General features: G+C 59.8%; 11 protein-coding genes. 4 read left to right on the forward strand and 7 right to left on the reverse strand.

Annotated elements, in window-relative coordinates; genetic code table 11:
* From gpmI to ACJJU9_RS23635, 4 genes are all read left to right on the forward strand, one after another.
* Positions 1-1,536, forward strand: coding sequence for a 2,3-bisphosphoglycerate-independent phosphoglycerate mutase (gene gpmI, locus ACJJU9_RS23620; protein ID WP_407729655.1), 1,536 nt, complete (start codon positions 1-3; stop codon positions 1,534-1,536).
* A gap of 167 nt (positions 1,537-1,703) precedes the next feature.
* Entirely contained in the window at positions 1,704-2,990 is a 1,287-nt protein-coding gene (locus ACJJU9_RS23625; RefSeq protein ID WP_048366787.1) for a murein hydrolase activator EnvC, read from the forward strand.
* A 36-nt stretch (positions 2,991-3,026) separates the two neighbouring features.
* Positions 3,027-4,340, forward strand: coding sequence for a S41 family peptidase (locus ACJJU9_RS23630; RefSeq protein WP_048366788.1), 1,314 nt, complete (start codon positions 3,027-3,029; stop codon positions 4,338-4,340).
* 2 nt (positions 4,341-4,342) lie between these two features.
* Positions 4,343-5,125: a divergent polysaccharide deacetylase family protein gene (locus ACJJU9_RS23635; RefSeq protein ID WP_407729656.1), complete on the forward strand. Its 783-nt coding sequence runs from the start codon at positions 4,343-4,345 to the stop codon at positions 5,123-5,125.
* Positions 5,126-5,196: 71 nt separating this feature from the next.
* Here ACJJU9_RS23635 and ACJJU9_RS23640 read toward each other — a convergent pair whose 3' ends face one another.
* The 7 genes from ACJJU9_RS23640 to ACJJU9_RS23670 all read right to left on the reverse strand — a co-directional run bounded on the left by ACJJU9_RS23640 (position 5,197) and on the right by ACJJU9_RS23670 (position 10,978).
* Complete coding sequence (locus ACJJU9_RS23640; protein WP_407729657.1) at positions 5,197-5,952, reverse strand: substrate-binding periplasmic protein; 756 nt, start codon at positions 5,950-5,952, stop codon at positions 5,197-5,199.
* A gap of 136 nt (positions 5,953-6,088) precedes the next feature.
* Positions 6,089-6,859, reverse strand: coding sequence for an imidazole glycerol phosphate synthase subunit HisF (hisF, locus tag ACJJU9_RS23645; protein ID WP_407729658.1), 771 nt, complete (start codon positions 6,857-6,859; stop codon positions 6,089-6,091).
* A gap of 10 nt (positions 6,860-6,869) precedes the next feature.
* Positions 6,870-7,607: a 1-(5-phosphoribosyl)-5-[(5-phosphoribosylamino)methylideneamino]imidazole-4-carboxamide isomerase gene (gene hisA / locus ACJJU9_RS23650; protein WP_273220847.1), complete on the reverse strand. Its 738-nt coding sequence runs from the start codon at positions 7,605-7,607 to the stop codon at positions 6,870-6,872.
* A gap of 39 nt (positions 7,608-7,646) precedes the next feature.
* Positions 7,647-7,907: a DUF2164 domain-containing protein gene (locus tag ACJJU9_RS23655; protein ID WP_048366793.1), complete on the reverse strand. Its 261-nt coding sequence runs from the start codon at positions 7,905-7,907 to the stop codon at positions 7,647-7,649.
* The gene (gene hisH, locus ACJJU9_RS23660; RefSeq protein ID WP_153333315.1) at positions 7,907-8,545 is read right to left on the reverse strand and encodes an imidazole glycerol phosphate synthase subunit HisH; all 639 of its coding nucleotides are present in this window, start codon (positions 8,543-8,545) and stop codon (positions 7,907-7,909) included. The genes ACJJU9_RS23655 and hisH overlap by 1 nt, the downstream gene beginning before the upstream one ends.
* Positions 8,545-9,138, reverse strand: coding sequence for an imidazoleglycerol-phosphate dehydratase HisB (gene hisB, locus ACJJU9_RS23665; RefSeq protein WP_048366795.1), 594 nt, complete (start codon positions 9,136-9,138; stop codon positions 8,545-8,547). Before hisB ends, hisH begins: the two co-directional genes overlap by 1 nt.
* Before the next feature lie 178 nt (positions 9,139-9,316).
* Positions 9,317-10,978 carry an OFA family MFS transporter gene (locus ACJJU9_RS23670; RefSeq protein ID WP_407729659.1) on the reverse strand — a complete coding sequence of 554 codons (1,662 nt, stop codon included), beginning with the start codon at positions 10,976-10,978 and terminating at the stop codon, positions 9,317-9,319.
* Between the last annotated feature and the right edge of the window lie 169 nt (positions 10,979-11,147).

An 11,147-nucleotide genomic window follows, 5' to 3' on the forward strand; every position in this document is an offset into this window, starting at 1 on the left:
ATGACTACCACGCCTAAACCTCTGATCCTGATCATCCTGGATGGCTTCGGTCACAGTGAAAGTCACGATTACAACGCCGTCTATTCAGCCAAAAAACCTGTGCTTGATCGCCTTACCGCCAGCATGCCAAACGGCCTGATCTCAGGTTCGGGCATGGATGTGGGGCTGCCGGACGGCCAAATGGGTAACTCCGAGGTCGGCCACATGAACCTCGGCGCCGGGCGCGTGGTTTATCAGGATTTCACCCGCGTCACCAAGTCGATCCGCGACGGCGAGTTCTTCGGGAACCCGACCATTTGCGCAGCCGTGGACAAAGCCGTTGGCGCGGGCAAAGCCGTGCACATCATGGGCCTGCTGTCGGATGGCGGTGTTCACAGCCATCAGGACCACTTGGTCGCGATGGCCGAGCTGGCCGTTAAACGCGGCGCTGAAAAAATCTACCTGCACGCCTTCCTGGATGGCCGCGACACGCCGCCTAAAAGCGCTGCATCGTCGATCGAGCTGCTGGACGAGGCCTTCAAAACCCTCGGCAAAGGCCGTATCGCCAGCCTGATTGGCCGTTACTTCGCTATGGACCGCGACAACCGTTGGGACCGTGTGGCGCAAGCCTACAACCTGATCGTCGACGGCAAAGGTGAGTTCAACGCTGCCACTGCACAAGAAGGCCTTGAAGCCGCGTATGCCCGCGGCGAAAGCGATGAGTTCGTCAAAGCCACCACCATTGGTGAGCCAGTGACCGTTGAAGACGGCGATGCCGTGGTCTTCATGAACTTCCGTGCCGACCGCGCCCGTGAGCTGACCCGCGTGTTTGTGGAAGACGGCTTCAAGGAATTCGAACGTGCACGCCAGCCGAAACTGGCCGGCTTCGTCATGCTGACCCAATACGCGGCCAGCATCCCGGCCCCGAGCGCTTTCGCACCGGGCAGCCTGGAAAACGTGCTTGGCGATTACCTGGCAAAAAACGGCAAAACCCAGCTGCGCATTGCCGAAACCGAAAAATACGCCCACGTGACGTTCTTCTTCTCGGGTGGCCGCGAAGAGCCGTTCCCGGGTGAAGAGCGCATTTTGGTGCCGTCGCCGAAAGTCGCGACCTATGACCTGCAGCCAGAAATGAGCGCGCCTGAAGTCACCGACAAAATCGTTGATGCCATCGAGCACCAGCGCTACGACGTGATCGTGGTCAACTACGCCAACGGCGACATGGTCGGCCACAGCGGTGTGTTCGACGCCGCCGTCAAAGCCGTTGAATGCCTGGATGCCTGCGTGGGCCGTATCGTTGAAGCGCTGGACAAGGTGGGCGGCGAAGCGCTGATCACCGCCGACCACGGCAACGTTGAACAGATGGAAGACGAGTCCACCGGTCAGGCACACACCGCCCACACCTGCGAACCCGTACCGTTCATCTATGTTGGCAAGCGTGCGCTAAAAGTCCGCGAAGGCGGTGTATTGGCTGACGTCGCACCGACCATGCTCAAGCTGCTGGGGCTGCCACAGCCCAAAGAAATGACCGGCACCAGCATCCTGGTCGACGCCTAAGCACCGGCGCTCTGTAGGAGCGAGCTCGTCTCGCGATCTTTTGACCGTTTAAAAGATCGCGAGGCAAGCTCGCTCTTACAGGCCACAATTTCACCTTCATCCATTCCTTATAGACAACGTTGGCGGGCATACTAGGCCGTCCCGTTCCTCCAGGTGTCGCCCGCCCCATGCTTCGCGCCCTTATAGCTCTGACCCTCACATGCTTGCTCCAACCGGCGTTTGCCGACGAGCGCGCGCAAACTCAACAGCAGCTGGAAGCCACGCGTCAGGACATCGGCGAGCTGAAAAAGCTCCTCGGCAAGCTCCAGGAAGAAAAATCCGGAGCGCAAAAAGACCTGCGCAGCACCGAAACTGAAATCGGCAAGCTGGAAAAGCAGGTGGAGGCCCTGCAACAAGAACTAAAAAAGAGTGAAGGCGAGTTGCTGCGCCTTGATAGTGAGAAGAAAAAACTCAACAGCGCAAAAGTTGAACAGCAACGTCTGATCGCCATTCAAGCCCGGGCCGCGTATCAAGGTGGCCGTCAGGAATACCTCAAACTGCTGCTTAACCAGCAGAACCCCGAGAAGTTCGCCCGAACCCTCACCTATTACGATTACCTGAGCCAGGCCCGTCTGGCCCAGCTCAAAGGGTTTAACGAAACCCTGCGCCAGTTGGCCAATGTCGAATCCGACATCAACACGCAACAGGCACAACTGCTGACACAAAAAAGCAGCCTGGACAGCCAGCGCGCCGAACTCGACAAAGTCCGCGCTGACCGCCAGCAAGTGCTGGCCAAGATCAACGCCGACGTCAAAAACCGCGATCAAAAGTTACAAGCTCGCGAGCAGGATCAGGCAGATCTGGCTAAAGTCCTCAAGACCATTGAAGAAACCCTCGCCCGTCAGGCCCGCGAAGCCGAAGAGGCGCGGCAAAAAGCCCTGATCGCGCAGCAAGAAGCTGAAAAGAAACGCCAGCGTGAGGCTGAATCGGTGGCTACCGACGCCCCGCGCAAAGTGGTCAAGTCGACCCCTGGTGCCTTGGTTTCAAGTGCGGGCGTCTCTTATGGCGGACCTTTTTCTCAGGCACGGGGCAAACTTCCTTGGCCGGTTGATGGTCGATTGCTTGCCCGCTTCGGTGAAAGCCGTGGCGATGACGCCCGTGCCAAGTGGGACGGGGTGATGATCAGCGCCAATGCGGGCACCCAGGTGCACGCGGTGCACGGCGGTCGAGTGGTGTTTGCCGACTGGCTGCGCGGCGCCGGGCAACTGGTCATTCTGGACCACGGTAACGGTTACTTAAGCTTGTATGGCCACAATCAGACCCTGCTTAAGTCTGCTGGAGACATTGTAAAAGCTGGCGATGTGATCTCCACCGTGGGCAACAGCGGTGGGCAAGCCACACCAGCGCTGTACTTTGCTATTCGTCAGCAGGGCCGCCCCAGCGACCCTGCACAATGGTGCCGCACTCAAGGATGAGTGCCATCACCTTTAATACGTAGGAGTTCGTTCAACATGCCGCACTTGTCCCGCCTCAACTCGCTGGCCCTGACGATCGCTCTGGTGATTGGATCACCCCTGGTGTTTGCTGCTCAGCCAGTCGCTCAGCCTGCGGCCGCTGCCAGCGCCAAGGCACCGCTGCCGCTGGAAGAGCTGCGTACATTTGCCGAGGTCATGGACCGCATCAAGGCCGCGTATGTTGAACCGGTAGACGACAAGACCCTGCTGGAGAACGCCATCAAGGGCATGCTCAGCAACCTTGACCCGCACTCTGCGTATCTGGGCCCCGAAGACTTCGCCGAGCTGCAAGAAAGCACCAGCGGCGAGTTCGGCGGCCTGGGCATCGAAGTCGGCTCGGAAGACGGCAATATCAAAATCGTTTCGCCGATCGATGACACCCCTGCCAGCAAGGCCGGCATCCAGGCGGGCGACTTTATCGTCAAGATCAATGGCCAGCCTACCAACGGCCTGACCATGACCGAAGCCGTGGACAAAATGCGCGGCAAAGTCGGCCAGAAAATCACCCTGACCCTGGTTCGCGGTGGCGGTGCGCCGTTCGACGTGACGCTGACCCGCGCCAATATCCAGGTCAAGAGCGTCAAAGCGCAATTGCTCGAAGACGGTTACGGCTACATCCGCATTACTCAGTTCCAGGTCAAGACCGGCGAAGAAGTCGCCGCGGCGCTGGCCAAACTGCGCAAAGAAAACGGCAACAAGAAGCTCAAGGGCATCATCCTTGACCTGCGTAACAACCCCGGCGGCGTGCTGCAATCAGCCGTTGAAGTGGTCGACCACTTCATCAAAAAAGGCTTGATCGTGTACACCAAAGGCCGCCTGCCAAACTCCGAACTGCGCTTCTCGGCCACCGGCAAAGACTTGAGCGAAGCCGTGCCGCTGGTGGTGCTGATCAACGGCGGCAGCGCCTCGGCATCCGAAATCGTCGCCGGCGCCCTGCAGGATCAAAAACGTGGTGTGGTCATGGGCACGCCAAGCTTCGGCAAAGGCTCGGTGCAGACCGTCTTGCCGCTGAACAACGACCGCGCACTGAAAATTACTACCGCGCTGTACTACACCCCGAACGGGCGCTCGATTCAGGCCCAGGGCATCGTGCCGGACATCGAAGTCAACCGCGCCAAGATCACCCGCGAGCAAGACAACGAGTACTACAAAGAGGCCGACCTGCAAGGTCACCTCGGCAACGGCAATGGCGGTGCAGACAAACCGACCGGCTCCGGCACCAAAGCCAAACCCATGCCGCAAGACGATGACTACCAATTGAGCCAGGCCTTGAGCCTGCTCAAAGGCTTGAGCATCACGCGCGGCAATTAACGGTGCGCTTCTGGTCTGTCATCGCCCTGCTCTGCTTCCTGAGCGGCGCCGCCCACGCGGCGCCTGCCAACGCCCCCGAGGCACCGCGCAAGGCTTACCTGACCCTGATCATCGACGACCTGGGGCAAAACCTGCCCCGTGATCGGCGGGTTCTGGCCTTAGCGGGGCCGGTGACCACGGCGATCATGCCCGACACCCCGCACGCGGCTGAATTTGCCCGCGAGGCGCACGAGGCCGGCAAAATCGTCATTTTGCACATGCCAATGGACCCGGCCACGGGGCCGTTTGCCTGGCACCCTGACCTGCCTCTGGAGGAACTGGCCAAACGCCTCGATGCAGCATTCAAGGCCGTGCCCTACACCAGCGGCATCAACAACCATGAAGGCAGCCGCATGACCGCTCAGCCGCAGGCGATGGCCTGGTTGATGGGCGAGCTGCAACAGCGGCACAAATTCTTCGTCGACAGCCGCACCAGCGCCAAAACGGTTGCCGCGGCCGAGGCGCAAAAAATCGGCCTGGCCAGCGTGTCGCGGGACGTGTTCCTGGACAACGTACGCACCGAAGACGCCATCACCCAGCAGCTCAATACCGCGATCAAACACGCACGCAGCCACGGCTCCGTGGTCATGATCGGCCACCCCTACCCGCAAACCCTCGCCGTGCTCGAACGCGAACTGCCCACGCTCAAAGCCCAGGGCATCGACTGGATCGACATCAAACAAATGATCGGCGTGCGCAGCAACCAGGCGATGGACGCGCATGGCAAGAATGGGGTTTATCGCTAAAACACCTCTGTAGGAGCGAGCTTGCCTCGCGATCTTTTAAACAATCAAAAGATCACGAGGCAAGGGTTGGGTCAGAGGTAGCGGGCGCGGATTTTGTCCAGTTCGCCTTCGGCCTTGAGCTGATCCAGCGCGGCCTGCAATTTGCTGACCACGGCATCGGGCACTTGTTTGTTCAACGCCAGAAACAGCTCAGCCTGGTTAAACCGCAGCACCGTCTTGAACCCTGAAATACCCACTTGCCGGGCCAAAAACTGCCCCGCCGGATCACCCGTGGCCCACAGGTCGATGTGACCGGCCTGCAGCTTTCTGGCGTTGTCCTGGTCGCGTAACACAATCACCGGCGCGTAGCCCTGCTTCTCCAGGAACATGGCGATCACATCGTCTTTATAAGCGCCTATTCGATAGGCCCGCGCTTGTTCAAGCGTGGTCAGTTGAATGGGGCTATTGGCCCGCGCCAGCAGCACCCAGTCGTCCGGGCCAAGCGGGCCGACCCACTTGAACAGGTGTTCACGCTCAGGCACCCGCGCCGTCACAAACACTCCGTAATTGGGGTTATCCATCGCCAGGTTGTAGATACGCTGCCAAGGGAAGCGCAAGGTCATGCTGTAGTCGACGCCTGCACGCTCGAACGTTTCACGCAGAATATCGACGGCAATGCCTTCAAGGTTCTGGTTTTGCGCAAAGTTCTTGCCGTTTTTGGCCATGTTGTAAGGCGGGAAATTTTCAGTCAGCAGCACCAGCGATGGCCGCTCGGCCGGGGCCGCAAACACGCTACTCACCAGCAACATCGTGCCACTGGCAAGCAAGAGACAAAGACGCTTAAACATAACGTTTACCCAAATCCATGGTGTGCAAAGAGTGCCGTGGGCTTGCCATGCTGTCCAGTAGCCTTTGGACGTGTGGCCGGATTGGGTCAAACGATGAAATATCAGCGCCCATTGCGGGCGCTGAAGGGCCAGGCTATTAGCGCACTACAATCCCGCGCTCAGCCATATAGGCCTTGGCTTCTGGCACGGTGTATTCGCCGAAGTGGAAAATGCTCGCGGCCAGCACTGCACTGGCGTGGCCTTCAAGGATGCCATTGGCCAAATGCTGCAGGTTGCCGACGCCCCCGGAGGCGATGACCGGAATGCCCAGCGCGTCGCTGATGGCACGGGTCACGCCCAGGTCAAAACCGCTTTTCATGCCGTCCTGATCCATGCTGGTCAGCAGGATCTCACCGGCGCCCAAGCCTTCCATCTTCATCGCCCACTCGACTGCGTCGAGCCCGGTCGGCTTGCGCCCGCCGTGGGTGAAGATTTCCCAACGCGGGGTTTCACCCGGCTGTGAAACCTTTTTCGCATCAATGGCGACCACGATGCACTGCGAGCCGAAATGCTGCGCAGCTTCGCCCACAAACTCCGGGTTGAACACCGCCGCCGTGTTGATCGACACCTTGTCGGCACCGGCATTGAGCAGGTTGCGAATGTCTTGAATGCAGCGCACGCCGCCGCCCACGGTCAGCGGGATAAACACCTGGCTGGCCATGCGCTCGACGGTATGCAGCGTGGTGTCGCGACCATCGACGCTGGCGGTGATGTCGAGAAAGGTAATCTCGTCAGCCCCTTGCTCGTCATAGCGGCGGGCAATCTCGACCGGGTCACCCGCATCGCGGATGTTCTCAAATTTAACGCCCTTCACAACCCGGCCGTTATCCACGTCCAGGCAAGGGATGATGCGTTTGGCCAGCGCCATGCGGTTCTCCTCAGCCCTTGTAGCTGTCGCAGAAGGCTTGCGCTTCGGCAACATCCAGCGTGCCTTCATAGATGGCGCGGCCAGTGATGGCGCCCACGATGCCCGGTGCCTTGGCATCCAGCAGAGCTTTGATGTCGCCCAGGTTGTGGATACCGCCCGACGCGATCACCGGGATGCGGGTGGCCGCGGCCAAGGCTGCGGTGAATTCCACGTTGCAGCCCTGCATCATGCCGTCTTTGGCGATGTCGGTATAAACGATGGCCGACACGCCGTCCGCTTCAAAGCGCTTGGCCAGGTCGATGACCTGCACGGTGCTGACTTCAGCCCAGCCATCAGTGGCCACGAAGCCGTCTTGTGCATCCATGCCGACAATGATCTTGCCCGGGAAGGCACGGCAGGCTTCAGCCACGAACTCCGGTTCCTTGACCGCCTTGGTGCCCAGAATCACGTAGCTCACGCCCGCCTTGACGTAGTGCTCGATGGTTTCCAGCGAGCGAATGCCGCCGCCAATCTGGATCGGCAGGTGCGGGTAACGCTTGGCGATGGCAGTCACCACCTCACCGTTGACCGGCTGGCCTTCAAAGGCGCCGTTCAGGTCAACCAGATGCAGACGACGGCAACCGCCCTCTACCCATTTGGCGGCCATGCTCACCGGGTCATCGGAGAACACCGTGGAATCTTCCATACGGCCTTGGCGCAGACGTACACAGGCACCGTCTTTAAGATCGATAGCGGGGATAATCAGCATCTGGCAAACCTTCAAATTCGGGAGTCAGTGACTCGAAAATCAATTCTTTTCAAGTGCCCACAGGTCGCTTTCGATGCTCTCGAACCTCTCTTTGAGGTGCGTCTGCACATCGAAAATCGCGCGATTGTAGTAATGCGGCGCGATTTCGCGAGTGAACAGCTCAAGGATTTCGGCCGCTTCAAACGAACCCAGGTCCAGTTCGAAGCGGTCTTCCATAAAGCGTTTAATTTTGCTGGTGGCTTCGCTCTCTTGCTCTGGGGTGAGCGTGAGAATCGGCAGCTTCGGCTTGCGCGGCGCCATTACCAGCGGCCGTCCCAGGCCGCGAAGTTTTGCAGCAACTGCAAGCCGTGGGTGTGGCTCTTCTCGGGGTGGAACTGCACCGCGAAACGCGAGCCTTCGGCCAGTGCAGCCGCGAAGTCGACGCCGTAATGCCCGCCACCCACCACTTGGCGAGGGTTGCCCGCCGCGATGTAGTAGCTGTGCACAAAGTAGAAGCGCGCCAGGTCCGGGATGCTGTGCCACAGCGGGTGATCGACCTTCTGCTGCACTTCGTTCCAGCCCATATGCGGCACCTTGAGGTGCTCGCCCTCTTCATGCAGGTCTTTGCCGAAGAACTTCACCTGGCCCGGGAACAGGCCGATGCAGTCGACGCCGCCGTTCTCTTCGCTGCTGTCGAGCAGGGCTTGCATGCCCACGCAAATACCGAGAAAAGGACGGTCCTGGCTGACTTCACGCACCAGCGAGTCGAAACCCAAACGGCGGATCTCAGCCATGCAGTCGCGAATCGCGCCTACCCCCGGAAACACCACGCGGTCGGCTTCGCGAATCACGTTGGCATCGCTGGTGATCAACACCCGGCCAGCGCCCACGTGCTCCAGCGCCTTGGCCACCGAGTGCAAGTTACCCATGCCGTAATCGATAACCGCCACTGTCTGCATCAGAGTACGCCCTTGGTCGAGGGCATTTGCCCGGCCATACGCTCATCGAGCGTGATCGCCATGCGCAGTGCGCGGCCGAAAGCCTTAAACACGGTTTCGATCTGGTGGTGGGTGTTGGTGCCGCGCAGGTTGTCGATGTGCAGTGTCACGTTGGCGTGGTTCACAAAGCCCTGGAAGAACTCTTGAAACAGGTCAACGTCGAAACCGCCGACGGTGGCACGGGTGTACGGAACATGCATTTGCAGGCCAGGACGGCCCGAAAAGTCGATGACCACGCGCGACAGCGCTTCATCCAGCGGGACATAAGCGTGACCGTAGCGGGTCATGCCTTTTTTGTCACCGACCGCTTGGTTGAAGGCTTTACCCAAGGTAATGCCAACGTCCTCGACGGTATGGTGATCGTCGATATGCAGGTCGCCTTTGCACTCGATGTCCAGGTCGATCAGCCCATGCCGGGCGATCTGGTCGAGCATGTGCTCAAGAAAAGGCACACCGATATCGAATCGGGCCTTACCGGTACCATCCAAGTTGATCGAGGCTTTGATCTGGGTTTCCAGAGTATCGCGCTCGACTGACGCCTTACGTTCGGCCATCACCAGCTCCGCAAAATCATTGGGCGAAAAAGGTGGCCATTATAGGCACGGGTCAGGCAAACAGAAACATGGAAGGGGATGAGCGTACGCAAAACACTGTAGGAGCGAGCTCGCCTCGCGATCTTTTGATCTTTAAAGATCGCGAGGCAAGCTCGCTCCTACAGATTAACCACGGATTTTAGTGAAACAGCACCGCTGTTTTCTGCACCGTGACCCACACACCCCACAACAGGGGAATGCCCACCGCCAACCACGCGGCAATGGTCAAGGGACGGCTGCCCGGCGCGGCTTTCCATTCCAGCGAGGTCGTCGTATCGGCGCCTTTGTCATGCCCCAGCGCTTGCTCAGCCGCCAGTTGCGCGTCGGTCATGAAGTACTTGTCGGCCACCGGGCGCACCAGCAGGTTGCAGATAAAGCCCAGCACCAGCAGGCCCGCAAGGATGTACAAGGTGATGTCATAGGCCGCCGCGCGCGGCACCCCGATGCTCAACTGGTACTCGCGCAGGTAGTTGACCAACACCGGCCCCAGCACGCCCGCCGCTGCCCAGGCGGTCAGCAAGCGACCGTGAATGGCCCCGACCATTTGCGTGCCGAACAAGTCCGCCAAGTAAGCCGGCACCGTGGCAAAACCACCGCCGTACATCGACAAGATGATGCAGAACGCCGCCACAAACAGCGACACGTTGCCCAGATGCCCCAGGTTGGGAACCATCGCGTACAGCGCAAAGCCCAGCGCGAAGAACACAAAGTAGGTGTTTTTACGCCCCAGGTAGTCCGAGAACGACGCCCAAAAGAATCGCCCGCCAATGTTGAACAAGCTCAACAAGCCGGTGAACCCGGCCGCGATGGCCGCGATCTGGCCCAGTTGCGCAGCGTCCAGCTGGCTGAACGACAGGTCATTGCCCAGCAACTTGCCGGCGAACACCTCCTGCAACAACGGCGAGGCCATGCCCAGAATGCCGATACCGGCCGACACGTTCAGGCACAACACCAGCCACACCAAAGCAAACTGCGGTGTTTTCCAGGCCACGCTCACGTGCACATGGCGCTTGGTAATCATCGAGTTGGCCACCTTGTTAGGCGAAGCCGTCCAGCCTGCGGGCTTCCAGCCGGTCGGCGGCACGCGGTACGACAAGGCACCACCGATCATGAACACGAAGTAAATCGCCGCCATCGCCACAAAGCTCTGCCACACGCCCACGCCATCCGGACCGGCAAAATGCCCCATCAGCGCTGTCGCCAACGGCGCACCTACCATGGCCCCGCCGCCGAAGCCCATGATCGCCATGCCGGTGGCCATGCCGCGTTTGTCCGGGAACCACTTGATCAGCGTCGACACGGGCGAGATGTACCCCAGGCCCAGGCCGATACCGCCGATCACCCCCGAACCCAGCCACATCAGCCAGATCTGGTGGGTATAAATGCCCAGCGCCGAAATCAGCAAGCCGCCGCACCAGCACAATGCCGATACAACACCCGCCTTGCGTGGCCCGGCATGTTCCAGCCAACCGCCCCACACCGCTGCCGAGCAGCCCAGAAAGATGAAGAACAAGGTGTAGATCCAGCCGAGCATCGAGATCGGCCAGTCGCATTGCGATGAGAACACCTGCGCGATAAAACTCATGTCCGGCGCGCAAGCAACCGCTTGGGTGATGCCGACCGCTTTGGACAATGGCAGCCAAAACACGGAAAAACCGTAGGCCATGCCGATGCACAAGTGAATGGCCAACGCGGCGGGCGGAACCAGCCAGCGGTTGAAGCCGGGTTTTGCGATGATGCGTTCTTTGGACAAAAACGCAGGTGGCGAGGCAGGGCTGCCCGCGACAGTACTGGTTGTCATTGTTATCTCCCCCATGGATGGAATGTTCCCCAAGTACGCTCAATCCCCGACTTTGGCGCCTGTATAGCGCACTGCCGTTTTGTAGGATTGAGATCAAGGCGAGACACTACGCCCTGGAAGGCCTGGAAAACGGACGGAGATTACCACTTCAGCGTAGGCCAAAGCCTTC

This window comes from Pseudomonas helleri (genome assembly GCF_045830615.1).
Lineage (GTDB): Bacteria > Pseudomonadota > Gammaproteobacteria > Pseudomonadales > Pseudomonadaceae > Aquipseudomonas > Aquipseudomonas helleri.

Bases quoted from the DNA above. Each gene is read 5' to 3' on its own strand.
- gpmI (WP_407729655.1), top strand. From the start codon at position 1: ATGACTACCACGCCTAAACCTCTGATCCTGATCATCCTGGATGGCTTC.
- ACJJU9_RS23625 (WP_048366787.1), top strand. From the start codon at position 1,704: ATGCTTCGCGCCCTTATAGCTCTGACCCTCACATGCTTGCTCCAACCG.
- ACJJU9_RS23630 (WP_048366788.1), top strand. From the start codon at position 3,027: ATGCCGCACTTGTCCCGCCTCAACTCGCTGGCCCTGACGATCGCTCTG.
- ACJJU9_RS23640 (WP_407729657.1), bottom strand. From the start codon at position 5,952: ATGTTTAAGCGTCTTTGTCTCTTGCTTGCCAGTGGCACGATGTTGCTG.
- hisF (WP_407729658.1), bottom strand. From the start codon at position 6,859: ATGGCGCTGGCCAAACGCATCATCCCTTGCCTGGACGTGGATAACGGC.
- hisA (WP_273220847.1), bottom strand. From the start codon at position 7,607: ATGCTGATTATCCCCGCTATCGATCTTAAAGACGGTGCCTGTGTACGT.
- ACJJU9_RS23655 (WP_048366793.1), bottom strand. From the start codon at position 7,907: ATGGCGCCGCGCAAGCCGAAGCTGCCGATTCTCACGCTCACCCCAGAG.
- hisH (WP_153333315.1), bottom strand. From the start codon at position 8,545: ATGCAGACAGTGGCGGTTATCGATTACGGCATGGGTAACTTGCACTCG.
- hisB (WP_048366795.1), bottom strand. From the start codon at position 9,138: ATGGCCGAACGTAAGGCGTCAGTCGAGCGCGATACTCTGGAAACCCAG.
- ACJJU9_RS23670 (WP_407729659.1), bottom strand. From the start codon at position 10,978: ATGACAACCAGTACTGTCGCGGGCAGCCCTGCCTCGCCACCTGCGTTT.